This window comes from Solidesulfovibrio fructosivorans JJ], from assembly GCF_000179555.1.
Lineage (GTDB): Bacteria > Desulfobacterota > Desulfovibrionia > Desulfovibrionales > Desulfovibrionaceae > Solidesulfovibrio > Solidesulfovibrio fructosivorans.
Map to the genome: position 1 here is coordinate 13,899 of NZ_AECZ01000017.1, position 23,216 is coordinate 37,114.

Consider the following 23,216-nt stretch of genomic DNA (forward strand, 5'->3'; position numbering starts at 1 on the left):
GTTCGTATCCCACCATGAGCCTGTGCCCGGTCTGCCTGCGCCGGGTGCCCGCCCGGCGCGAGGTCGACGGCGCGGACGGCTACGTGGTCAAGACCTGTCCCGAGCACGGCGAATTCCGCACCCGGTTCTGGCATGGCCCGCCGGCCATGGTCGGCTGGAACCGGCCCAAGGTCCCGGGCAACCCACCGCCGATCCTCACCGAATCGCGCCTGGGCTGCCCGCATGACTGCGGCCTGTGCCCGGAGCACGGCCAGCACACCTGCACGGCGCTTTTCGAGATCACCGCCCGGTGCAACCTTTCCTGCCCGGTCTGCTTCGCCAGCGCCGGCAATACGCCGCCGCCCGATCCCGAGGTCCCGGCCCTTTCCGAACGCTTCGCCCGCATCTTCGAGGCCACCGGGCCGGTCAACGTCCAGCTTTCCGGCGGCGAACCCACGGTGCGCAACGACCTGCCCGAGGTGGTGGCGGCCTGCCGCAAGGCCGGCTTTTCCTTTGTGCAGCTCAACACCAACGGTCTGGCCCTGGCCGCCGATCCGGGACTGGCCGGACGTCTGGCCGATGCCGGCCTCGTTTCGGTTTTTCTCCAGTTCGACGGCAACGACGACGCCTGCCGGGTGCTTCGCGGGGGACCGCTTTACGAAACGAAACTGGCGGCCATCGAGGCCTGCGTGGGGGCGAACATCGGCGTGGTTCTGGTCCCGACCGTGGCCCCGGGCGTAAACGACGGCCAGCTCGGCGACATCGTGCGCCTGGCCCGGTCCATGGCCCCGGGCGTGCGCGGCGTCCATTTCCAGCCCGTCAGCTCCTTTGGCCGCTATCCCTGGGCCGCCGGCCCGGCTGCGCGCGTCACCCTGCCGGACCTCATGCGCGGCCTGGAAGATCAAACGGACGGCATGATCCGGGCCGAGCACTTCCATCCGCCGGGCTGCGAGCATTCGCTGTGCTCCTTTTCCCAGCCCTATTTCCTCGAGGGAGATGGCGGGCTACGGCCGGCCCCGACGTCTGGCCAATCCTGCTGCTCCCCGCCGCCCCCCATCGCCGCCGACGAAGGCGCGCGCCGCTCCCGGAATTTCGTGGCCCGCCAATGGGCCGCGCCGACCGACGCCCCGAAAAAAGACGGCCCCATGGACGATTTCGACCGCTTCCTGGCCGATGCCGCCACGGCTAGGCGCTTCACCGTCTCGGCCATGGCCTTTCAGGACGCCTGGACCCTCGACCTCGAACGCACGCGCGGCTGCTGCATCCACGTGGCCACGACCGACAACCGGCTCATTCCCTTTTGCCTCTACAACCTGACGGCGACCGACGGCCGCACGCTCTACCGGGGGCATGACGGATGCGTTTAAGCCCTGTTGACGGACTTGTCGCCGCCGGGCTCGGCCGGCCGGACCTCCCTCCGACGCCGCGGGCCCTCGACGCCTGGCGGCTGGCCGCACTTTCCCGGGCCGTGCGCCATGCCGCCGCCGCCCCCTTCTACCGGGAACGGCTGGGCAATCTGCCGCCGGATTTCCCCCGGACGCTGGCGGAATTCGAGACCCTGCCCTTCACCCTGCCCTCCGATCTGACCGAGGCCCATGCCCGGTTTCTGGCCGTGTCCCAGGACGACGTGGCCCGCATGGTCACGCTTTCCACCTCCGGCACCACCGGCGCGCCCAAGCGCGTGGCCTTCACGGCCGGGGACATCGAGGACATCCGCCGCTTCTTCCACATCGGCATCCGGACCCTGGTCGAACCCGGGGATACGGTGCTCATCCTCATGCCCGGGGTGCGTCCGGACAGCATCGGCGACCTGCTGTGCCAGATATTGCCGCGACTGGGCGCGCAAGGGGTCCTCGGCGACCCCACGGGCGATCCGGCCGCGCTTGCCGCCGACCTGCGCCGGCTGCGCCCGCAGTCGCTTGTGGCCGCGCCGTCCCAGATCCGCCGGGCCATCGACGACCCGGACGTCCGCGCCGCGGCAAAGGACTGCCTGCGCACCATCCTGCTTTCGGCCGAGGCGTTGCCGGACGGCTGGAAGGCGCTTTTGGCCGAACGCTTCGGGGCCACGGTCTTCGACCACTACGGCGCGACCGAGATGGGCTACGGCGGCGGCGTCGAGTGCGAGGCGTTTGACGGCTACCATCTGCGCGAAACCGACATCTATTTCGAGGTGGTCCACATGACCACCGGAGAGCCCCTGCCCGAGGGGGAAGTGGGCGAGGTGGTCTTCACCACGCTGACGACGCGCGGCATGCCCTTCGTGCGCTACCGCACCGGCGACGCCGCCGCCATGCTTCCCGGCCCCTGCCCCTGCGGCAGCAAACTGCGTCGCCTGGGGCCCATCCTCGGGCGCATCGTCCACGGGCCAAACGGCCCGCAACTGACCAATCCGGCCAAGGGAGCGGCCAACCGCCCATGAACGAACTCATCGACATCATCAATACCACCCTGGCCGAAGGCCGCTCCGTGGTCGCGGCCACCATCGTCACAAGCGTTGGCTCCACCCCGCGCACCGCCGGCTCCAAGATGCTCATCTTTCCCGACGACAAGATCGCCGGCACCGTGGGCGGCGGGCTGGCCGAAGGACAGGTCATGGCCGCCGGGGCCGAGGTGCTCGCCTCGGGCGTCTCCCGGCTCATGGATTTCGACATGACCGGCCAGGCGTCGAAAGGCGCGGACCTCATCTGCGGCGGCAAGATGCGCGTTTTTCTCGAACGCCTGGCCCCGGACGCGGCCACCAAGCGCCTTTTCGCCGCCCTGGCCGATACCTTGGCCAAAAGCGAACGCGGCCTCGTGGTCACGCCCCTGGAGCCCGCTTCCGGCGGCGACGCGGGCCGCTGCCTGCTGCTCCCGGAGGGCGACATCGTGGGCAGCGATCCCGGCCCGGCGGTTTTGCAGGCCGCCCGCGAGAGGGCCCGCGACATCCTGGCCCCGGTGGTCATGGAAGCCGACGGCCGGCGCTTTTTCCTGGAGCCGGCCCTGGCCCAAAGTCCGCTTGTCATCTGCGGCGGCGGGCACGTCAGCCGGCCCACGGGGCAGATCGCGGCCATGGTGGGCTTCCGGGTGACGGTGCTGGACGATCGGCCGGAATTCGCCGCGCCCGAGCGTTTTCCCTTTGCCGCCGAGACCGCCGTGATCGACCCGGCCAAGGGCTGGCTCACCGGACGACGCGTCAGCGAAAACGATTCCATCGTCATCGTCACGCGCGGCCACGCCCACGACTACGACGCGCTGGCCGAGGCGCTTGGCACGCCGGCCGGCTACATCGGCATGATCGGCTCGAGCTCCAAGCGCGACGCCATCTACGACCGGCTCCTTGCCGCCGGATTCACCCGCGACGACATCGCCCGGGTCAAAAGCCCCATCGGCCTTCCCATCGAGGCCGAAACCCCCGAGGAAATCGCGGTGAGCATCGTGGCCGAACTGATCGCCTGCCGCGCCGCCAGAAGGCCATGAGCACCGACACCACCTTTCCCGACGCCTGCGCCTGCATCCTGGCCGGAGGGCTCTCCTCGCGCATGGGCGCGGGGTTCAAGCCCCTGCTGACCTTGGACGGCCAAAGCGCCCTGGCGCTTCTGGCCGACACCTTCCGCCGGGCGGGCATCACGAATATCGTGGTGGCCACCGGCCACCGGGGCGTGGAGGTCACGGCCGAGGCGACACGCATCGGCATACGCAGCGCATACAATCCGGAATACGAAACCGGCATGTTTTCCACCGTCAAAACGGCCCTTGCCGCCGTGCCGCAAACCTGCCGCCGCATCTGCCTGACTCCGGTGGACATCCCCCTTTTCCGGCCGGCCACCGTCGCCCGGCTGGTGGCGCGCCTTGGCGAGGCCGACGCCCCGCCGGTCCTCTATCCGGTTTTTTCCGGCGAACGCGGCCATCCGCCCTGCCTGGACGCAAGCGTCATCCCCTCGGTCATGGCCCATGTCGGCAACGGCGGCCTGCGACAGGCCCTGGCGCCCTTCGCCTTCGAGGAAATCGCGGTTCCCGACGCCAACATCCTGGCCGACATGGACACCCCCGAGGATTACGCCATGCTGCGTTCCCTGGCCGAACGCCGGGACATCCCCACTCCGGCCGAGGCCGAAGCGCTTCTCGCTATCGAGAAGGTCCCGCCCCAAGGCCTGGCCCACGCCCGGGGCGTGGCCGCCGTGGCCGAAGCCCTCGGCCGGGCGCTCAATGCCGCCGGGGCGAACCTCGACATTCCCCTCATCAAGGCCTCGGCCCTGCTCCACGACGTGGCCAAGGGGCGGCCGCATCACGAAGCCGCCGGCGGCAGGCTGCTCGCCTCCCTCGGCTTCGACGCCGCCGCCGCCATCGTCGCCGCCCACCGCGACATCGACCTGCCGCCGGACGCGCCCGTCACCGAGCGCGAAGTCGTCTACATCGCCGACAAGTTCGTCTTCGGCCGCTGGCTGGTGCCGGTCGCCGGACGGTTCCGGCAAAAGTTCGACCTTTTTGCCGGCGATGCCGCCGCCCAGGCCGCCATCAGCCGCCGCCGCGAACACGCTTTGCGCGTGCTCGCCCGCATCGAAGCCGCCGTGGGGCAGCGCGCCGAGACGGTCATCGCCGCCGCCGGCTTCCGTCCCGGTCCGCCCCCGGCCCAGGCCTATGCCGCCGCGGCCGCCCGCCACACGAGCCACAAGTCCCCCGAAGCCCCAAGGCATTGACGCAAGCGGCCAAAAGCTGAGATTATCCGAAAACCGGCTGCATGAATCGCGCGCGGCCTGGAAAGGGGATTATCGCCATGGACGCCGTAGGTTTCGACGTGCTGCGCCGTGCCGTGGCCAGTTGCGGACTGGCTTCGGATACCGGACGCGGCTTGGACGTGCTGCTTTCGCGTTTTCTCGACGCCCTGACCGATCTGCCGGGGCTGCGCCATGCCGCCGTGGTGCTGGCCGATGCCGAAGGCCGGCCGACCATCCGGGCCAGGCTCGGCGTGCCCGATGTGGGCATGGTGCTGACCGCCGCCTTGGAACGGGGGCCGGGAGCCCGCACGGCCCGGGTCCTTCGCGCCGGGGCCGCGCCGGTCGTGGCCGAAGCCGACGGCAAGGTGGCCGCGACGCGCGAGGAGGCGGCCATGCTGGCCGCGCCCATCCCGGTCGCAGCCGGGCGGGAGGAAGACGGGCCCCAGGGATGGGTTTTCACCGACGGGCTGCTTGGCCGGGACGCCCCGCTTGGCGACGACCTGCGCCTGTTGACGCTTCTCGCCGGCATCCTCGGCCGCATGGCCGACATGGCCGCCATGGCCGCCGGCCGCACCCTGGACATGGCCCGGGAAGTGGCCTTTTTGCGTTCCAAGGTGTCGTTGCGCCACCAGCATGTGTTTTCGAGCGGCACGAGCCAGCTCCTGGAGGCTTTGCACGGCGCGGTGGCCCGGGCCGCCGTGTCCAAGGCCCCCATTGTCCTTCGCGGCGAGCCCGGCTCGGGACGCGGCGTCCTGGCCCGCCTCATTCACGAGCTTTCCCCCCGGGCCGTGCATCCTTTTGCGGTCGTAAGCGCCGCCGGGTCGGACAAGCTCATGGAACGCCTCTTCGGCTGCGCCAGACCGCTCGGTCCCGCCGTCAAGCCCGCCGCGTCCGGTCCCGGCTTCCTCGAGGAAGCCGACGGCGGCACGCTGCTGATCCGGGATGCCCACCGCCTGCCGCCGGACGTGTGCGAACGGCTCGCCCGCTTTTGCGCGGCCGGGCGCATGGCCCGCCTGGGCGGGGCCCGCGAGCGTCGCGTGGACACGCGCCTTTTTTTCGCTGCTCCCCCTGGCGGCCTGAACCAGGAACTGGCCGCCGCCCTGTCCCCGGAAGTCATCGTCGTGCCGAGCCTGCGGGAACGCCGGGAAGACATCCCCGCCCTGCTCGACGACCTGCTGGCCCGGGAGACCTCCCGGGGCGGACGCCGCCTGACGCTGACGCCCAAGGCCCTCAAAGCCCTGGAAGCCTACGACTGGCCCGGCAACATCCGGGAAATGGAAGAACTCGTGGCCCGTCTGGCCGTGACCGCGCCCGAAGACCGCATCGACATCGCCGACATCCCGCCCGAAATGCTGGCCGAAGGCGACCGGCCGCCAGTGCTGCCCGAGGACGCGGCCGAACTGCGCGACATGGAGCGCCAGCAGGTCCTAAACGCCCTGACGCGACACGGCTGGGTCCAGTCCCGCGCCGCCCGCGAACTCGGCCTCACCCTGCGCCAGATCGGCTACCGTATCCGCAAATACGGCCTCACACGCGAAGAGGCGGATGTATAAGAGAGGGCAAGAGGATGCGAGAGGGGAAACCCTTTGAAAAGAGTTCTCCCCTCTCGCGCTCTCCCCTTCCTCAACTTTTTACCCTTACAACGACTTCGATAGTAACACCTCATCACTATTGAAAGTCTTTGGGAAGGGGAACTGGGGGGAACCCTTTCTACAGAAAGGGTTCCCCCCAGTTCCGTGTTCCCCCCGGGAGGACAGATCATGGCGCAAGGCGTGAAGGATTTCGTGGACGTGCTGTTCAAGCTCGCCGTCGTCGCCGGCGTCGCGGCCTTCTTGTACATCTACGCCGGCACGCGTTCCGTGGGCCGCTACCAGTACATCGCCAACGGCGAATTGGAATACGTCATGGACACCACCACCGGCATCATCTACCAGGGCGGCTCGTCCATGAATCACATCACCGGCCAGGAGACCCTGGGCGGCAAGGCCCGGGAACCCCTGGGCGGCAAGGCGCGTCGATAACGCCCGATTATGTCATGAATAATACAAGTTATTATTAACAGTTCTGATTGTCGGGCCAACCACCCGATGCTAGGTTCCCGCAGCCGGGCCGCGACAGCCCGGACCACGGCCGACGGCATCCCCTCTCCTTACCGGGAGACAAAGACGGGGGCACGGCCGGAAAGGAGCCCCGCATGCACCGCGCCGATCCCGCCCGCCTTTTCTATCTTGGATTCGACGACACCGACACCAAGGATTCGCCCAAGGGCACGGGCCGCACCATCCGCGATTTCTGCGGCGGACTCGGGTCCGGCTACAAACTGCTGGCCGTGTTGCGCCACCAGTTGCCGCGATTGCCCGAAATTCCCTTTACCAGCAACAACAGCTCCGCCTGCGCCGTACTGGAAGCGGACGCGCCGGATCTGGCCCGGCCGCTTTTCGACGCCGCCGCGGACTTCCTGGCCCGGGAAGCGCCGGAAGGCAGCGATCCCGGGGTGTGCCTGGCCAGCCGGGGCCAGGTCGACCAGGGGCTGGTGGATTTCGCTCTGTCATGCAACGCCGCCAAGGTCGGCCAGGCCCGGGCCATGGCCGCCGCGAGCGGCGTGCTCCTGGCCGGCGTCGGCGGCACCTGCGACGGCATCATCGGCGCGGCCGCGGCCGTGGGGTTGACGCGCCACGGCTGGTGCGGCCGGTTCATCGAACTTGGGCCCATGCGCGACCTGCCCGACCCGGTCGGCGTGGCCGCCTTGACGGACCTCGGCATCCAGGTCGTTTCCGTGGACCGCGACCCGCTCGTTCCCCAGCCCGCCGATGTCGTCGTGACGGGCGGCTGGCTGCGCCCGTCGTTGTGGGCCGGACGGCCCGTGCTCCAGGTGCGCGCTGACGGCCACGGCCGCTGGGCCACGGCCCTGACCAAGCGAAGCAAAACGACGGCTTAGAAGCAAACGTCAATGATATGCCAGTGGAGGACGCTTCCCAGGGAGTGTCTTCCACTGGCCTCCGCATCCGATCAGGACCCGCTTTTCTCGTTGTAGCGCCCGACAAAGGCCAAAAGCGCCCTGGCCTGCCGCTCCATATACCCCACCCACGCTTCCAGCACCTCACGACCTTCCGGGGTCACGGCATACACGCGTTTGGCCGGCCCGGACCCCGTGGCGTCCCATTGGGAGGCCACAAGCCCCTCGTCCTCCATCTGGCGCAGATGCCGATAAATCATGCCCGGCGCGGCGTCCCCTTTCAGGAAGCCGTACTCGCCGATATGCTGTAGCAGCTCGTAACCATAGGACTTTCCATCGAGAAGGGCCATCAGGATCGACGGCTGCACATAGCGGTCGGGTTTGTTCGGCCCTATTTTTTCCGACATCGGGAATCCTCTCTTGACATAGATGCTTCAAGTACATATGTCCGTATCAACAGCACACCACATCCAACGATCCATGGAGGTGACCCATGTCCAAGATCTTCGCACGGCAGCGTCGTAAGGTCGAACAGGGCGAAAAGAGGCCCCGCTACCGCGTTGTGGCCGCCACGGGCGACCTCAAGTTCTTTGCCGAACACATCCGGCAGCGCGAACTCGAAGCCATCGCCCAGGCGGTGGGGGCCGAGATCATCTATCTGCCCACGGACGCGACAGGCGCCGGCGGCCATAAGCACGTCTAGTCCGCCCTTCCCCTCACACACGCAACAACTGAACCGCCTCATACGCCGCGGGTTTCGGGACGCTCCGCCGTCCCGGAACCCGCGGCCGCGTTGTGGCCAGGCGAAAAACCCGCCAACCTAGTCTTCCTTGTAGATCACCGTACCGACCTGCTCGCCGTCGAGGGCCGCCAGGATATGCTCGGGGTGGCGCAGGGCGTCGATAATCTGGAACCGCTTGATGCACTTGGCGTGCTTGAGGAAGCGCAGCACCGGGCGCTCGACGATCAGGTCGTCGAGATCCAGGGCGATCAGCTCGTCCACGGTCAGCCGGCCGTAGTATTCGAGCTTCTCTCCGTCCTTGGCCTTCTTGGGGTCGCCGCTGTAGAGGCCCTTTTCGTCCTTGAGATAGAGCAAGGATTTCGCGCCGATGTTTTCCGCCAAAAGAAACGCCCCGCAGTCCGTGCGGTGCGGCGGGATCATTCCCTCCTCGGCCGGGTGCTCGAAAAACCCGTAGGGCGGAATGCCCGGGGTGATGGGCAGATAGCCGAGCTGGCAGAACATGGTCAGCTGTTCCAGGTGATCGCCGTGGCCGATGCGCACACCGCCGTACTTGGACAGCAGCACGGACAGGATCTCGGCGTTCTGGGAGGCGACCTTGTCCCCGAGCTTGGAGAGCACGCCCGTGGGCATGCCGAGCTCCAGCCCGATATTGTAGATGTGCCGCGCCCGGGTGCCGCCCCCGGTCATGAGGATCATCTTGTGCTTTTCCTTGGCCGTCAGCAGCACGTCCAGGATCGGCAGCAGGGCTTTGGCCCCCCGGTCCATGATGGACTGGCCGCCAATTTTCAGCACGTTGACGTCGGGGTGCATCCGAAACACCTCACCCCGGTTCTGGCCGGACAGCAGCTTGCGGCTGACCAGCGACTCCCCCATCAGCGGCGAATCGATGTGCAACCGTCCGCCTTCCTGCGCTTCCTTGATGAGCTTGCTCATGGCGTCCCTCGCTTGGTTGTCGACGAAAATAGGTCTACACAACCTATATATCCTTAAACGTCATAGAGCAAGGGAGGGTATATTTTCCGGGAGCCGACCGTCAGCCGCCGAGAGCCATGGCATAAAGCTTCGCCACCATGCCCCCGGGCAGTTGCGTGCGCCACACGCCGGCCATGTGGGCCGCCGCATAGGCCAGGGCGAATACGCCGCAAGCCCCAACGGCCGTGAGCCACCACGGCGCGGGCCGCCCCAGGAAGCCGAAGCGCGCCGCCGAGGCCTTTTGGGGGCAGGCGGTCACACACGAGGCGCAGCCGCTGCACTCCATGGGGCGCGGCCCGGCCGTTATGGGCAGATCCATGGGGCAGACCGCGCGGCAACGGCCGCAGCCCGTGCAACGCCCGGGATCGCGGACCAGGGACGTGGGGCCGATTTTGGCCAAAAGTCCGAGCAGCGCCCCGTACGGGCACAGCCAGCGGCAAAACGAGCCGCGAAAGACGATGCCCAGCACGAACAGGCAGCCCAGGACGACCAGGGCGATCATGCCGGGATGCAGGAAAAAGAGCAGCATCCGGGCGTCGGCCGTGAGGTTGTAGGACGAACGCACGAACTGTTCGATGGAGGCGGCGTCCATGCCGAAAAAGCTGGTGAAGAGGAAAAAGGCCAACAGCAGGTACTTGGGCGTGCGAAGCGCCGCCTCGATCCGTCGCGGCACGGACCGGGCCAGCCCCAGCCGTTGGCCCAGCCGCCCGAGCCGGACGATGACGAAGCCCACCGGGCAGACGTGGCCGCAAAAAGCCTTGCGAAAGAAAAAGGCCATGGCCAGGGCGGCCAGAAAGATGGTCAGCCCGGCCGGGTGCACCGGGTCCCAGGTTCCGGTCGCCAGGGCATGGCGCGCGCCCAGAAGCGCGCTTATGGGCAAAAAACCTTCCACCCCGGCCGGACGAGCCGCTTCGGGGCCGGCCCCCACGGCGTAGCGGCAAAAAAGGATGAAGCGCCAGCCCACGTACAGGCTGGCCAGGAAAAAGAACCACTGGGGAATACGGGACCAAAACGACGGGGAAAAACGCTGTGACATGAAGAAGGCTTTGGGCGAAACGCCCGGGACGAGGTTGCAAAAACAACGGGGACACGCGGCTTAGCGACAAACATCCTTTCCATCCCCGAACCGCCCGGAGACTACACCATCCCCCGCTCCCCGCTGTCAGCTCCCCGACAGTCGCCTCGCATCAAGCGCTTCCCTGCCCCCAAAAACATCTTCCCCAGCCCCCTTGTAAAAGTTTTGGGGAGGGGAGAGCGCGAGAGGGGAACCCTTTTTTCAAAAAGGGTTCCCCTCTCGCACTTTCTCTCTTCCCTCGAATATTACTTCGGCGCGGCACCGGGCAGCACGCCGCGCAGCGTGCGCCACAATTCCTCGGCGGTGAACGGCTTGGTCAGGTAGGAGCTGACCCTGGCCTCGTCGGCTTCGGCCAGGTTGGAGGCGAGGGATTCGGCCGTGACCATGACGAAGGGCGTCTCGGCCAGGACGCCGTCGCCCCGCACCCGGCGCAGCAGGTCGATGCCCTTCATGCCCGGCATGTTCCAGTCGGATATGATGCAGTCCACAGGACTTTTGGCCAGGACGTCCAGGGCCTGCCGCCCGCCGGCGGCTTCCAGCACCTCGGCGTCGCCTTTCATGCACAGCATCTTGCGGATGATGCCCCGCATGACCTTGGAATCGTCGACCACAAGAACTTTAAGCTGCCGCTCCATCTTTCCGCCGCATTTTGCTTCCTGCCGCCAATACGGCGACAACCCTTATCCTTGCTGTCTTTTTTTAAAAAAGCAAGCCGGGCCGCCCGGCGGGACGGCCACGGCACAGGCATGGGGGAACGCTTCGTTCCGGAACCGACGACGCGTCAGAACCGGTCGCACGCGGAGGACGTCAGGCCTTGGGCGCCACGGACACCGTACATTTCTTCAAAAACAACGAAGGATTGTATGAAAGTTTCGCCTTGCGCAAGCCTTCGTCGCCGAGATCCTGTTCCCGGTCGACCAAGGCGTAGCCGGCGCCGGCCTCGGCCAGGAACATCTGGCTTATGGCCTGATACACGCCCTTGAAGCCCGGCTTGCCCTTTTCGAAATGGATGACGAGCATGTCCGGGGTAAGCGCCTCGGCCACGGTGTAGGCGATCATCTCGCCGTCCACGCGCACCGCCCCGCCCATGAGGCCGGGGATGCGGTCCCAGTGTTGCAGCACGCGGACGATGGCCTGGTTCTCGGCCAGAAGCGCGCCCGACTCCTCGGGGTCGCGCCAGGAAAACCACTGGCGTTGCATTTCCAGCGTCTCTTCCACGCAGTCCGGGGTAAGCGGCTTGTATTCATAGTCGTAGGTGCGCAGGAACTGGTTGAGCAGATTCTTTTTCTTGTGGAACTTGTTGCCCTTGAGCTCGACAAGATCGGACACGTTGTAGACGTAGTCGTAATGGTCGCGCGCCTCCTGGGTGGTCACGCGCTCGGGCATGGCCTCGTGCAAAATGGCGCACAGCCGCTCCGGCACACGGATGAAATCGAGCCCCTGGGACAGGCAGGGACATTCGCTCCAGTCCACGTCCGTCCACGGGCCCACAGGGGCCCAGAACATCTCGCGGGGCTTGGTCTGCAATATCCACACGTGGCTTTCGCCGAAACGCCAGGAAAGACCATACTCCTCGGCCCAGCCCCACAGGTTGCCGAAACTGTAGTCCGACACCTTTTCGGGACAACGGGCCAGACGGTCCAGGTATTCTTCCCGGCGGTCCAATGATATTTCCTCGAAACCCTCTCGCATCTCACTTCCTTGGTTTGCCGCCGCCCATACCGAAACGCGCCCAGTTCACGAACTGGTACACGTAGAGACAGGCCAACGCCTGCACGGCCTGGGAAGCAAACATGGACATCCACACGCCCTCGGCACGGCCAAGGAGTCTATGCCCCAAGAACACGGCCAACGGCAACCGCACGAGCCATATCGAGGACCCGGTCACGAAAAGCGTCAAAAGCGTCGCGCCGGCCCCGGTCATGGCCCCGATGAGAATAAGACCGCTGACCGTAAAGGGAATGGCCGCCACGTTGTAACGCAGGTAGGAAACCGCCTGGAGGCGCACCTGGGCATCGGGCGACAGGATGGCCGCCGCGTCCGGCAGAAACGGCCACAAGGCGAGGCCCATGAGCGTCACCGCCAAAACTCCCGTGATGACGATGCGATACCCCACCCGCTTGGCCAGATCGGGACGCCCGGCCCCAAGCAGGTTTCCGACCAGGATGGAGGCCGTGAAGTTAAACGCCATGGGCGGCAAAAAAAGCAGCGATTCCACCCGGGCCCCGGCCGCCATGCCGGCCAGGGCGTCGACGCTGCCCGTGGGCAACGAGCCGGTGATGGCGAAAAGCACCAGATAGCCCGTCTGCCACACGATCTGCATCAGCCCCGACGGCCAAGCCACCTTGAGCAGGTAGCCGATGCCCTGGCGGACCCAGCGGCAGGTCGGAAACTCGGAAGCCCGAAGCATGCCCACCCGCAACAGCGCCGCGAAATTGAACAGCATCCCGGCCGTGACCGAAATGAACGTCGTCCAGGCCACGCCGGCATAGCCGAGATTCGGCAGGCCCCAATAGCCGAGCCCCAGCCCGAAATCGCCGACGGCGTTGAGCACGGCCGCCAGCCCCCAGGCGTAAAGCGGCACCATGACCAGCTTTTTGGCCCGAAAAAGCGCGTTGGCGATGTTGAAAAAGGACTGGATGGGCAAAAGCCACAAAAAAACCGTCAGGAAATAGCGGGCCGTGGGCAGCATGGGGGCCGGCACCTGGAGCAGGGACAAAAAAAGCGACCGCCCGGCCAGGCCGATGCCCAGAATGGCGAGCGAAGCGACCACGCCCAAAACCAGGCACAGCCAGACATAGCGGTTGGCCCGCCGGCCCTTGCCCGCCCCCTCGGACTGGCTGACCGCGGCCACGGCGCCGTTGGCCACGGCCATGGCCACCACCTGGAAAAAGAACATGGCCTGGGTGAGCAGGCCAATGGCGGCCTGGGCCTCGCGACCGATGCGGCCGCCGACGTAGACGTCGGCGATCCCGATCAGAAAATTAAGAAACATCATAAGGATTTGCGGCCAGGCCAGGGCCCAGATTTCCCGAAATCCGGTGCCTGTGTCCGCAAACCCGCTTGGTCTTGTCATGGAACCCTCGCTTGCGCGCGCGCAGGCGTCTGGCGATACGGGACCGCCGCCCCGTGGTCAACTCCCCCTTGGCAGTCACGCCTGCCTAGGGCTAAGGTGCATCTCGCCAGCGCTCATGGGCATTTGGCGGGGAAGGGAGGCGTGATGCACAACATCGAGGCCGTGCAGCGGCTGCACCTGTGGCTGGAAACCAGAGACGGCATGCTGCTTGGCCTGGGGCGTATCCAGCTGTTGGAACTGGTGGAGGAACTGGGTTCGCTCAACAAGGCGGCCGCGGCCATGGGCATGTCCTACCGGGCGGCCTGGGGCCGCATGAAGCAGACCGAAACGGTCATCGGCGATCCGCTGGTCGAGCGCACGGGGCCCAAAAAAGGCTTCCGTCTCACCCCGCTCGGCCATGAGATTGTCCGCATGTTCCGCGCCTGGCACAGCGAGGTGGAAGCCTACGCCGTGGAGCGCGCCCGAAGCATCTTTCCCTGGGCCACGGAGCCCTATTCCGAAGACGCCCCCCGGTCGGGCAAGCGTTCCTGAGGCCATACGTGTTTCTCAGCCTGCGCATCGCGCTCAAGTCGCTGACCACCCACAAGATGCGCACCATCCTGGCCATGCTGGGGGTCTTTCTGGGCGCGCTGGCCTTAACCGGCGTGCTCCATATTTCCCTGGCCATGGAGCGCAAGGCCGTGCAGGAAACCGAAAAGCTCGGCCCCAACCTGCTTATGGCCATGAGCGGCAACGTCCGCTTCCGACGCGGGGACGTCCGGGCCGACGCCGGCAATACCAAGCTGAAGCTGCCCGACGCCATGGCGCTCCTGCGCGGCCTGCCCTCGGTCGTCGGCGGCGTGCCCTACCTCGCCTTCACCTCGCCCATCCGGGCCGGGGACAAAAAGACCATGTGCCAGATCGTGGCCACCTGGCCGGCCTACCCGAACATTCGCGGCAACCATGCGCAGTACGGCCATTTCTTCGACCAGCAGGACGAGGACGACAAGGCGATGGTCTGCGCCCTCGGGCAGACCATCGCCACGCGCCTTTTCGGCTCGCCCGAGGCGGCCGTGGGCCGGGAGGTCCATATTTACCGGGCCCGGGTACGGGTGGTCGGGGTGATGGAGGAAAAAGGCGCGGACGTTTCCGGCACCAACCAGGACGAACAGATTTTCGTGCCCCTTTCCACCTACATGCGCCGCATGTCCAACAAAAACTACATCCACGGCGTATACATGCAGCTGGCCGACGGCACCGATTTCGAGGCGGCCAAGGCCACGGCGCAGCACATCCTGCGCCGCCGCCACGGCATCAAGCCGGAAAAGGGCCAAGCCGACGATTTCCGGGTGCTCACCGCCCGCGACACCATGCGGCTCAAGCAGCAGGCCCTGGATCTGGTCCAGACCCTCGGCTACATCAGCTCGTCGCTGTCCTTCGCCATCGGCGGGCTCGGCATCCTGTCCATCATGATCCTGCTCGTGCGGGCCAGACGCCTGGAAATCGGCATCCGACGGGCCGTGGGGGCACGACGGCGGGACATCATCCGCCAATTCCTCATCGAATCCGGGGCCATGTCGGCTGTCGGCGGCACGGCGGGCACGGCGGCGGCGCTGCTCCTTCTGGCGATCATCTACCGGCTCGGCCAATTCCCCAACGTCTACAACGCCTGGCTCATCGGCTCATCGCTCTTCGGCTCGGCGGCCCTGGGACTCGTCGCCGGGGCCTACCCGGCCTGGAGCGCGGCCAATGTGGAGGTGCTGCAGGTGTTAAGGGATGAGTAGAGGATGCGAGAGGGGGACCCTTTTTGGAAAAAAGGGTCCCCCTCTCGCGCTCTCCCCTCCCAAAAACTTTCAACAATTACAATGGTATTTTCGGCAACCATTTGTAACCGTTAAAAGTCTTTTGAAAGGGGGCCTGGGGGGAAACTTTTCTTCAGAAAAGTTTCCCCCCAGTTCACTCTTAAAAAACACTTCTACCGCAGCAAATAGAAATCCCCCACAGCGATGGCCACGCCCATGAGGATGAGCCAGATCACGGACGGCTTTTTCCAGAGCATCAGCAGCGCCGCGAGCCCCAGCGTCACCCCGGTCGGCCAGTTCCAGTGCACTTCCCGGCCCAGAAAAATGGCTACACTGCCCAGCATGCCGATAAACCCCGCCAGCACGCCGGTCACGCCCTTGCGCACCCAGGGATTGCCGCCCACGGAGCCGAAAACCGGCCCGATGGCCACGACCAGGATGAACGACGGCCCGAGAATGCACAGCGTGGCCAGACACGCGCCCAAAAGCCCGTGCAGCAAATAGCCGATGAACGTGGCCGTGATGACCACCGGCCCGGGCGTCACCTGGCCGAGCATGATGCCGGCCATGAGCTGCGTCTCGGTCAGCCAGTGGCTGGTATGGACGATGTCTTCCAGGAAAATCGGGATGGTGGCGAACCCGCCGCCAAAAGCCAGCAGCGACGCCTTGACCATGTACACGGCCAGCTGCCCCATGCGGGGCTCCCACAAAAAGGCACCCACGGTCACGCCCGCCATCACCAGGCACAGCACGACGATCTTCACGATCAGATGGGTGGGGAACTTTTCCACATCCTCGCCGGCATCAAGCGCCTTGGGCTCGGGCAGCACAAAAAGCGCCAGCACGGCGCAGCCGCCAAGCACGATCAGCGAGGAAATCTTGAACATGAAGAGCGCAAACCCAATGGCGGCCAGGGCCGCCGCGCGCCAGTTCTTGATGGTCGCCGCAAACGACATCCGCGCCGCCTGGAGGATGACCACGATGATCACCGCGTCCATGCAGGCCAGCACCGCCTTGACGATTTCCAGGCTGTGATAGGCCACGTACAACCAGGTGAGCCCGAGCATCATCAGAAAGCTCGGCATGGCCATGCCGGCGAAAGCCACCACGGCCCCGCTGACGCCCTTGTACTCCTGGCCGATGAACCCGGAGAGCTGGAGAATGGTGGAGCCGGGCAATATCTCCGTCAGGGCCACGCCCCGGCCGTAGCGCCGCGCGTCGATGATGCCGCGTTTTAAGACCTCGGCCCGCAGATAGGGAATAATGGCCGGGCCGCCGAAATTGGTCGATCCCACCCGGAAAAAGAGGCCAAAGAGCTTGAGGAACTCACCCATGGCAGGCCGGCTCCGCGTTGACGGTTATGGTGTCGGTCGTATCCGCTCAGGCGTTCTTGACGAGTTCCGTTTCCCGGGCGGCAATGGCCGACCACTCGAAGGCGGCGCCACGCTCGCGGGCGGCCGAAACGGCCGCCTCCCGGCAACCGGGCTCGTTTAACACGCAAAGCACCGCGTCTGCGAACGCCCGGGTATCCTCAAGGGGCGTTTTGACCATGCCGGTGGGGAAAATCTCGCGGTAAATCGGCAGATCATAGGCCACCACCGGAAGCCCGCTGGCCATGGCCTCCACCGCCACCTGGCCGAAGCTCTCGTAATGGCTCGGCATGAGAAAACAGCCGGCGGCTTTAAGGAGCCGCACCTTTTCCGCGCCCTGGCGGAACCCGAGCAGGTCCACGTTGCCCGAAAGCCCCGCGTCCTTGATCTCCTGGGTCAGCTTGGTGAACCACCAGTCGCTGCCGCCGCCGATGACCCCAAGCCTGCTTCCCGGCCGGGCGTCGCACACGAGCCGCCAGATGCGCACCAGATCGAACAGCCCTTTTTGCGGATGCAGCCGCCCCAGAAAAATGCCGTCATAGACCGGCGTTTCCTCCGCAGGCTCCACACTGTCGAAAAACGCCCTGTCCACGCCCATGGTCACCACATGCACCTTTTCCGGGCTGGCGCCCATGGCGAGAAGTGAATCCTTGTCCAGGGAATTGAGCACGAGCAGCGTCGCGCCGGCCCTTCGCGCCATGGCCACCGACAGCCACTGGGTGACGTAATAGAGCACGCCGCGCACCGTGGGCAGCCGCTTCTTGCCGCCAAAGACGTTCTCGTAGCCCTTGAAAGGATTGGGCGCGATGAGAAACACGCAGACCACGAGCTTCGCCCCGGGATTGCGCCAGCGGCACAAAAGCGCCGGCAACAGGTCGAACAGGAAGTCCGACGGCGCGTACACCGCGTCCACGCCCCTGGGATACCGCGCGAACGGGCAGGTCAGAATACGCCACAGATAGGTGCGCAGGACGTTCCACAGTCCGTCCGACTCGTCCGAAAACGGCTCCCAGTGCACCTGCCACGAGGCCCGGACCCCCTGGGACTCCAAAACCCCGATCTCCCGCCTGGGCAGCAGCAACAGCAGCTCCACCCCGGCGGCCAGCCACCGCTTGGCGATCTCGGCAAACCGGACCTCGCTGCCGTCCCGGTTGCTGGTATTGACCCGGCCCATGGCCGGCACGAATATGCGCATGGTCTGTGTATGCCTCCGGCGGCCGGGGGAAACTTTTTGAAAAAAGTTTCCCCCGGACCCCTTTCAAAAACTTTCAAAGGGGCAAGGGGTTGGCTCCCTGCCTGAAAAAACTAGTCCATGAAAATCCGCAACGCCCAAAGGACAATCTCCGGCTGTTCCTGATGGGCGCAATGCCCGGCAAAGGGGATATTCATCAACTTCGCCCCGGGGACCCGATCCGCCAGTTCGACGGCATGGGCACGCGAAACGAGCATATCGTCGTCCCCTCTGACGACGAGCACCGGGCAGTCGATATCCCGGATGCTTTCTCCCGGATAGCCCTCCCCACCCGCATCCAGCCACATGCCGCGAACGGCCGGGACCAGCTTTTCGAAATCGGGGGCGGGATTGAGCCCCCGGTAGGCGGCCACGCCCTCCGGGAACATCCCGAGCCAGCCTTCGGGGGTGACGCCGGCATAGATGCCGCGCGTCGGATCGTCGGGGCCAAGCGTCCAATGCGCGCCCAGAGTCACGACCTTCGACGGCCTGACCGCTCCGGCCGCGGCGATGCGCAGGGCCACGATGCCCCCGTCGCTGTGCCCGATGAACATCGGGGCGTCGATCCGCAACACCCCGCAAATATGTTCCACATCCCGCTGGAGGCGCGCATAGGTCAGCGCTTCGGAACCGAGAGTGGATTTGCCTTGCCCCCGGCTATCGATGCCGATGCACCGGTACGTCTTGCCCAACGTAGGGACAAGGGCATTGAAATCCTCGATGCCGCCCAAGCCGCCGTGCAGAAAGACTATCGGCGCGCCCGACGCGTTTCCCCGCTCCTCGCAGTAGATTGCCGCATCACCGATGGCGATGCTTCGGCCGTCCTTGTGGTTAAACCGCGACATCCCGTCCTCGCCCAATCCTTTTTCCAGCGCTTACTTCTTCGCACGCCCAGCCAAAGCAGACCGGACGGGGGGTCCGGGGGGCGGGTGCAGGGACAGCGTCCCTGCCGGGGCCTGGGGCGGAGCCCCAGCCTTCTCCTCCCCGCCCCCCCNCCCCGCTACCCGGCCAAGGTCTGTTCGTAGATCGCTTCCAGGCGCGCGGCCACGGCGGGCCAGTTGAGCTCCTCGGCGATGAGCCGGCGCGCGTTTTCGCGTTTGCGATCCCGCTCCGTGGCGTCGGTCAGGGCGGTGACGACGGCCCGGCCAAAGGCGGCGGCATCGTCGACCGGGGCGGTGTAGCCGCAGTCGCGCGATTCCATGATGCGTTTGATCTCCCCGACGGCGTTGGACACGACCGGCACGCCCGAGGCGAGGTAATCCCCGAAGCGGATGGGAAAGCGGGCTTTCTCGATGGGGTCGTCGTCCATGGGCAAAAGCAGCGCGTCGGAAGCGGCGAGATAGGCCGGCACTTCCGCCGGCGGCTTCTCGCCGATGGTGACGATGTCCGGGGCGAAACGCTCCTCGTAGGCGCGCATGCGGGTCTTGAACTCGTCGGAAATATGGAGCTTGCCGAGAAAAAGAAGCTTGAGGTTCGGGATGGTTTTTCTGGCCTCGGCGTAGGCGTCGAGGAGCGCGAAAAGCGATTCGGTATAGGTATGCCCCATGGACAGGACGATCTTGTCGTCCGGGGAAAGCCCCAGGCTTGCCCGCGCCTCCGCCTTCTCTGGCATGTCGGCGGCCAGGGTCGGGCAGTTGGGGATGTAGTGGATTTTTTCCTCGGGCAGGCCGGCGTCGCGGAATTTTCGCATGAGGATTTCGCTGGCGGCGGTGGCCATGTCGGCCACGGCCGGAAGCCTGTCCTCGGTGAAGTCATAGAGCGCGCGCACGGGCGCGGGATGGTGCAGGGTGAAGCCGCCCTTCCACATGTCGTCGTGGTCCAGGACGATTTTCACCTTGGGCCGGGCGATGGAGGTCAAAAACGTGGGGAAGCTGATGGGATGCAGCGGGAAGGCGAAGGCATGGAGGATATCCATGTCAGCAGTGAGGCATTCCTTGGCGTTTAAAAACATGCGCAGGGTATGCCCGGTGTGGTAGGTGGCGATGTTGACGCGCGGCAGGATGCGGATGATGAGCGATCCTTCCTTGCGGTCGCGCACGGAGAGCGTGGGCTCGCGCGAGGCGCACAGCAGCGTCACGTCGTGGCCGCGTTCGGCCAAATGCCGGGCCAGATGGTAGCACCGGAAATAGGTGCCGTAGCACTCGGGATTGTGGTTGAGATAGAGGATTTTCATCTAGAGGTTCGTTTTGACGAAGAGTTTTTCGGGAAGCGCCCGCACGAGCGCCATGATGGGCCGCCAGTACCAGGGGGTGTAGACCACGGCGCGGCCGGCGTGGATGGCCCGGCGGATATCGGCCGCCACACGCTGCGGCGTCGCGGTCAGCCACTTGGGCGTGGGCGCGGCGGCGGTCATGCGCGTTTTGGTCCAGCCGGGCAGGGCGGTGACGACGTGCACGCCGGTCTTGGCCAGCCGGTGGCGCAGGCCGGACAGGGCCACGGTGAGCCCGGCCTTGGCCGCGCCGTAGAGATAGTTGCTCTTGCGGCCCCGATCGCCGGCCGGGGACGACAGGGCGACGATAGTGCCGTGGCCTTGCCGTTCCATGGCGGCGGCCGCGATCTCGAGAATGGAGAGCGCGCCGGTCAGGTTGGTGTCGATAACGGCCCGGGCCGCCTCGAAATCGCGCTGCCCGGCCTTCTGGTCGCCAAGCAGGCCAAAGGCCACGACCACGATATCCGGGGCCGGGTCCAGGGATTCGTAAAAAGCCTTGTGTCCGGCGGTATCCAGGGCGTCGAAAGGACACACGCCCACCCGCGCGTCGCAGTCGCAGGCGATGGCCTCGGCCGTGCGCTCCAGGCGCTCGACGTCGCGCGAAGCCAGGGTCAGCGTCGCCTTGTCCTCCCGGGCCAGTTCCCGGGCCAGGGCCGTGGCGATGTCGGAATTGGCCCCGAGAATAAGGGCATGGGGCGGCGCGTCGTCGGCCGTCAGGCGTCTCGGCCGTTTGGGCGGCAGGAGGGTGTTTTTGAGCAGCCGCAGGCCGAACCGGGCGTAGTTGGCCAGGATCTTCGGGTTGCCGCCGGCCTGGAGGATCTTGCGGCCGATGTAGGACGGGCGCAGGTGGAAATCGAGCAGGGTCTTCTTGCGGAAGGCCTCGATCTCTTCCATGGACAAGTGTTTCGTGCCCACGGTGGGAGCGTTGAAATAGTCCTTGCCGAGCACCGTGTCCGGAATGAGCCCTTCCTGGCGGGCGATCTCGTTTAAGCGCGTGCCATAGTAGGGAATGGCGATATGGAGTTCCAGGAAGTCGTTGTCGAGCTCGAAGATGTGCTTGCGCGTGGCTTCCAGATGTTCGGGGCCCTCCCAGGGCAGGCCGATGAGGAAAAAGCCGAAGGTGCGCAGCCCCACTTCCTTGGCCCATTTGGTGGCCTGGAGATTGTCGTTGATTGTTGTATTCTTGTGGATGCGCGTGAGCGTCTCGGGACTGCCGGACTCGTAGCCGAAGGCCACCAGCCAGCAGCCGGCCTTTTTCATGATGGCCAGGGTGTCGCGCTCGAGCGGCTTGACCTTGGAGTTGGCCACCCAGCGAATCTTGCCGGAAAGCGGCGAGTCCAGGATGGCCTGGCAGACCGCCTTGGTCCAGGCGGCATCGAAGGTGAAGGTATCGGACTTGAAGAAGAAGTCGCGGATGCCGTGGGTGAAATAGCACTCCGAAAGCTCGGCCAGGATGTTTTCCGGGGAGCGCAGCCGCAGCTTCTTGCCCGAAATCTTGGGCGTCATGCAGAAAATGCACGCCGAGGGGCAACCTCGCGAGGTGGCGATGGTGGCTTGGGGCTCGCCGGTGTCCGGCCGGACGTACAGGGCGTTTCGGATGAGGCTGCGGTCGGGAAAGGGCAGGTCGTCGAGGTCGGTTTCCCAGGAGGAAAAATCGGTCTTGGCCCAGCCGCCGTCCTTTTTATAGAGCAGGCCGCGAATACCCGGGACGGCCGCCGGGTTCTCGAAATGGGCCTTGGCCAGTCTCCCCACGGTGAAATCGGATTCCAGGCCGATCAGGTAGGTGGCGTCGGCCAGGTCGAGCTGGTCGAGCAGGGCATGGTCGGGATCGAAAAATATCGCGCCCTTGAGCATGACCAGCAGGCCCGGCTTGCGCTTCGCCAGCTCGGCGATGAGGCCCAGGTCGTCGAAAATGGTGGAGTTGGTGATGCTGACGAACACGCCGTCCGGATTTTCGCGCTCGAAATCGGCGAAGAGGTCGTCCGGGTGCAGGCGCTCGGTCTGGTAGTCGCGCAGGAAGACGGCGAAGCCTTCCCTTTTCAGTGTGGCGGCGGCATAGCCCAGGTCGTTCGGCGCGCGCATGGACGTGGCCGTGGACTGCTCCACATTGCCCTGCGAACGATCCTCGCCGCGCTGGTAGAACCGGCCCGGCGGATAGAAAAGCATGATTTTTTTCATGGAAGAACGGAGTGCTCCACATAAAGGATGACGTAGCAGCTGGCGATCCACAACACGAGAGAGGCCTGGATGAAGCCGTCGCGCAAAAGAACCAGCGTGGGCGAGCCGCTTTTGCACTCCACCAGCGTGATCTGGAGATAGCGCAGCACGCCCATGATGACGAAAATCGCGGTCAGATACAACTTGTCCGATCCGTGCTTGGCGATGACTTCCGGCGAAACGGTGTAGAGGATGTAGCTGACGATGACCACGGCCGCCATGATGATCATGGCGGCGGAAACGAATTCCAGATTGTAGCCGTCAAGGGAGCGGCGCGTTTTCTCGCAGCCGGCGGCGGATAAAAGCAGATCGTCGCGGCGTTTGGCGAAGCCGAGAAAAAGCGCCAGGAGAAACGTCATAAGCACGATCCAGTGGCTGGGGGTGATGCCCGTGACCACGCCGCCGGCAAAAACCCGCAGCACGAAGCCCACGGCGATACAGGCCAGATCGACCAGGGCCTTGTGCTTGAGCCCGAAGCTGTAGAGCAGGTTGATGCCGAGGTAGACGGCCAGAATGCACGTGAACCCGGCGGAGCCGAGCCAGGCGGTCACGGCCGCGCCGGAGACCAGCAGGCAACAGCCGAAGCCGGCGCCCTCGGCCGGCGACAGCGCGCCCGAGGCCAGCGGCCGGTTGCGCTTGGCCGGATGGGCCCGGTCCTCCTCCACGTCCTTCAGGTCGTTTATGACGTAAACGGCGCTGGCCACGAGACAAAAGGCGACAAACGCCAGAGCCGCCCGCGCCACGGCGTCCGGACCGGCCAGCTTCCAGCCGAAAAAAAGCGGCAGAAAGACAAAGGCGTTTTTGATGTATTGATGCGGCCGGGCCAGTTTCAGGCAGGACGCGAGCCGCGACGGACGTTTTCCCATAGCACTCCATCCGGCAAACGCCGGCCGGGGGAACCATAGCCGGGATCG

General features: G+C 65.7%; 22 protein-coding genes. 10 read left to right on the forward strand and 12 right to left on the reverse strand.

Annotated elements, in window-relative coordinates:
• Window positions 1-14: 14 nt before the first annotated feature.
• The 7 genes from trsS to DESFRDRAFT_RS12635 all read left to right on the forward strand — a co-directional run bounded on the left by trsS (window position 15) and on the right by DESFRDRAFT_RS12635 (window position 7,611).
• The gene (gene trsS / locus DESFRDRAFT_RS12605; RefSeq protein WP_043794885.1) at window positions 15-1,346 is read left to right on the forward strand and encodes a radical SAM (seleno)protein TrsS; all 1,332 of its coding nucleotides are present in this window, start codon (window positions 15-17) and stop codon (window positions 1,344-1,346) included.
• Window positions 1,337-2,398: a DVU_1553 family AMP-dependent CoA ligase gene (locus DESFRDRAFT_RS12610; RefSeq protein ID WP_005994449.1), complete on the forward strand. Its 1,062-nt coding sequence runs from the start codon at window positions 1,337-1,339 to the stop codon at window positions 2,396-2,398. The genes trsS and DESFRDRAFT_RS12610 overlap by 10 nt, the downstream gene beginning before the upstream one ends.
• Window positions 2,395-3,435 (forward strand): XdhC family aldehyde oxidoreductase maturation factor, encoded by a 1,041-nt coding sequence (locus DESFRDRAFT_RS12615; protein ID WP_005994450.1) that lies wholly within the window; start codon window positions 2,395-2,397, stop codon window positions 3,433-3,435. Before DESFRDRAFT_RS12610 ends, DESFRDRAFT_RS12615 begins: the two co-directional genes overlap by 4 nt.
• Window positions 3,432-4,655, forward strand: a complete 1,224-nt coding sequence (locus DESFRDRAFT_RS12620) for a DVU_1551 family NTP transferase (protein ID WP_005994451.1) — start codon at window positions 3,432-3,434, stop codon at window positions 4,653-4,655. Before DESFRDRAFT_RS12615 ends, DESFRDRAFT_RS12620 begins: the two co-directional genes overlap by 4 nt.
• Window positions 4,656-4,732: 77 nt before the next feature.
• The gene (locus DESFRDRAFT_RS12625; protein ID WP_005994453.1) at window positions 4,733-6,226 is read left to right on the forward strand and encodes a sigma-54-dependent transcriptional regulator; all 1,494 of its coding nucleotides are present in this window, start codon (window positions 4,733-4,735) and stop codon (window positions 6,224-6,226) included.
• Between the two features lie 207 nt (window positions 6,227-6,433).
• Window positions 6,434-6,694: a hypothetical protein gene (locus DESFRDRAFT_RS12630; RefSeq protein WP_005994455.1), complete on the forward strand. Its 261-nt coding sequence runs from the start codon at window positions 6,434-6,436 to the stop codon at window positions 6,692-6,694.
• A gap of 173 nt (window positions 6,695-6,867) precedes the next feature.
• The gene (locus DESFRDRAFT_RS12635; protein ID WP_005994458.1) at window positions 6,868-7,611 is read left to right on the forward strand and encodes a hypothetical protein; all 744 of its coding nucleotides are present in this window, start codon (window positions 6,868-6,870) and stop codon (window positions 7,609-7,611) included.
• Window positions 7,612-7,682: 71 nt separating this feature from the next.
• Here the strand turns inward: DESFRDRAFT_RS12635 and DESFRDRAFT_RS12640 are convergent, their stop codons facing one another.
• A complete protein-coding gene (locus DESFRDRAFT_RS12640) occupies window positions 7,683-8,036 on the reverse strand; it encodes a PadR family transcriptional regulator (RefSeq protein ID WP_005994460.1) in 354 nt (117 codons plus the stop codon).
• Between the two features lie 86 nt (window positions 8,037-8,122).
• On the opposite strand from DESFRDRAFT_RS12640, the gene DESFRDRAFT_RS12645 reads away from it, so the two are divergent.
• Window positions 8,123-8,332 carry a hypothetical protein gene (locus DESFRDRAFT_RS12645; protein WP_005994462.1) on the forward strand — a complete coding sequence of 70 codons (210 nt, stop codon included), beginning with the start codon at window positions 8,123-8,125 and terminating at the stop codon, window positions 8,330-8,332.
• A gap of 117 nt (window positions 8,333-8,449) precedes the next feature.
• On the opposite strand, the gene DESFRDRAFT_RS12650 is transcribed toward DESFRDRAFT_RS12645, so the two are convergent.
• From DESFRDRAFT_RS12650 to DESFRDRAFT_RS12670, 5 genes are all read right to left on the reverse strand, one after another.
• Window positions 8,450-9,304, reverse strand: a complete 855-nt coding sequence (locus DESFRDRAFT_RS12650) for an amino acid kinase family protein (RefSeq protein ID WP_005994464.1) — start codon at window positions 9,302-9,304, stop codon at window positions 8,450-8,452.
• 100 nt (window positions 9,305-9,404) lie between these two features.
• Complete coding sequence (locus tag DESFRDRAFT_RS12655; protein WP_005994466.1) at window positions 9,405-10,379, reverse strand: 4Fe-4S binding protein; 975 nt, start codon at window positions 10,377-10,379, stop codon at window positions 9,405-9,407.
• Window positions 10,380-10,663: 284 nt separating this feature from the next.
• The gene (locus DESFRDRAFT_RS12660; RefSeq protein WP_005994468.1) at window positions 10,664-11,053 is read right to left on the reverse strand and encodes a response regulator; all 390 of its coding nucleotides are present in this window, start codon (window positions 11,051-11,053) and stop codon (window positions 10,664-10,666) included.
• Window positions 11,054-11,225: 172 nt separating this feature from the next.
• The gene (locus DESFRDRAFT_RS12665) at window positions 11,226-12,110 is read right to left on the reverse strand and encodes a DUF2156 domain-containing protein (protein ID WP_005994470.1); all 885 of its coding nucleotides are present in this window, start codon (window positions 12,108-12,110) and stop codon (window positions 11,226-11,228) included.
• A gap of 1 nt (window position 12,111) precedes the next feature.
• A complete protein-coding gene (locus DESFRDRAFT_RS12670; protein ID WP_005994472.1) occupies window positions 12,112-13,494 on the reverse strand; it encodes an MATE family efflux transporter in 1,383 nt (460 codons plus the stop codon).
• 144 nt (window positions 13,495-13,638) lie between these two features.
• Between DESFRDRAFT_RS12670 and DESFRDRAFT_RS12675 the strand changes: the two genes are divergently transcribed.
• A complete protein-coding gene (locus tag DESFRDRAFT_RS12675) occupies window positions 13,639-14,025 on the forward strand; it encodes a winged helix-turn-helix domain-containing protein (RefSeq protein WP_005994474.1) in 387 nt (128 codons plus the stop codon).
• Between the two features lie 8 nt (window positions 14,026-14,033).
• Complete coding sequence (locus tag DESFRDRAFT_RS12680; RefSeq protein WP_005994476.1) at window positions 14,034-15,257, forward strand: ABC transporter permease; 1,224 nt, start codon at window positions 14,034-14,036, stop codon at window positions 15,255-15,257.
• A 191-nt stretch (window positions 15,258-15,448) separates the two neighbouring features.
• Here the strand turns inward: DESFRDRAFT_RS12680 and chrA are convergent, their stop codons facing one another.
• From chrA to DESFRDRAFT_RS12710, 6 genes are all read right to left on the reverse strand, one after another.
• Window positions 15,449-16,609 (reverse strand): chromate efflux transporter, encoded by a 1,161-nt coding sequence (gene chrA / locus DESFRDRAFT_RS12685; RefSeq protein WP_005994478.1) that lies wholly within the window; start codon window positions 16,607-16,609, stop codon window positions 15,449-15,451.
• Between the two features lie 46 nt (window positions 16,610-16,655).
• Window positions 16,656-17,840 (reverse strand): glycosyltransferase family 4 protein, encoded by a 1,185-nt coding sequence (locus DESFRDRAFT_RS12690; protein ID WP_005994480.1) that lies wholly within the window; start codon window positions 17,838-17,840, stop codon window positions 16,656-16,658.
• Between the two features lie 110 nt (window positions 17,841-17,950).
• A complete protein-coding gene (locus DESFRDRAFT_RS12695; protein WP_005994482.1) occupies window positions 17,951-18,721 on the reverse strand; it encodes an alpha/beta fold hydrolase in 771 nt (256 codons plus the stop codon).
• Window positions 18,722-18,876: 155 nt separating this feature from the next.
• A complete protein-coding gene (locus tag DESFRDRAFT_RS12700; protein WP_005994484.1) occupies window positions 18,877-20,049 on the reverse strand; it encodes a glycosyltransferase family 4 protein in 1,173 nt (390 codons plus the stop codon).
• Window positions 20,050-22,263: an SDR family oxidoreductase gene (locus tag DESFRDRAFT_RS12705; RefSeq protein WP_005994486.1), complete on the reverse strand. Its 2,214-nt coding sequence runs from the start codon at window positions 22,261-22,263 to the stop codon at window positions 20,050-20,052.
• Window positions 22,260-23,168, reverse strand: coding sequence for a decaprenyl-phosphate phosphoribosyltransferase (locus tag DESFRDRAFT_RS12710; RefSeq protein ID WP_005994487.1), 909 nt, complete (start codon window positions 23,166-23,168; stop codon window positions 22,260-22,262). The genes DESFRDRAFT_RS12705 and DESFRDRAFT_RS12710 overlap by 4 nt, the downstream gene beginning before the upstream one ends.
• Window positions 23,169-23,216: the final 48 nt, after the last annotated feature.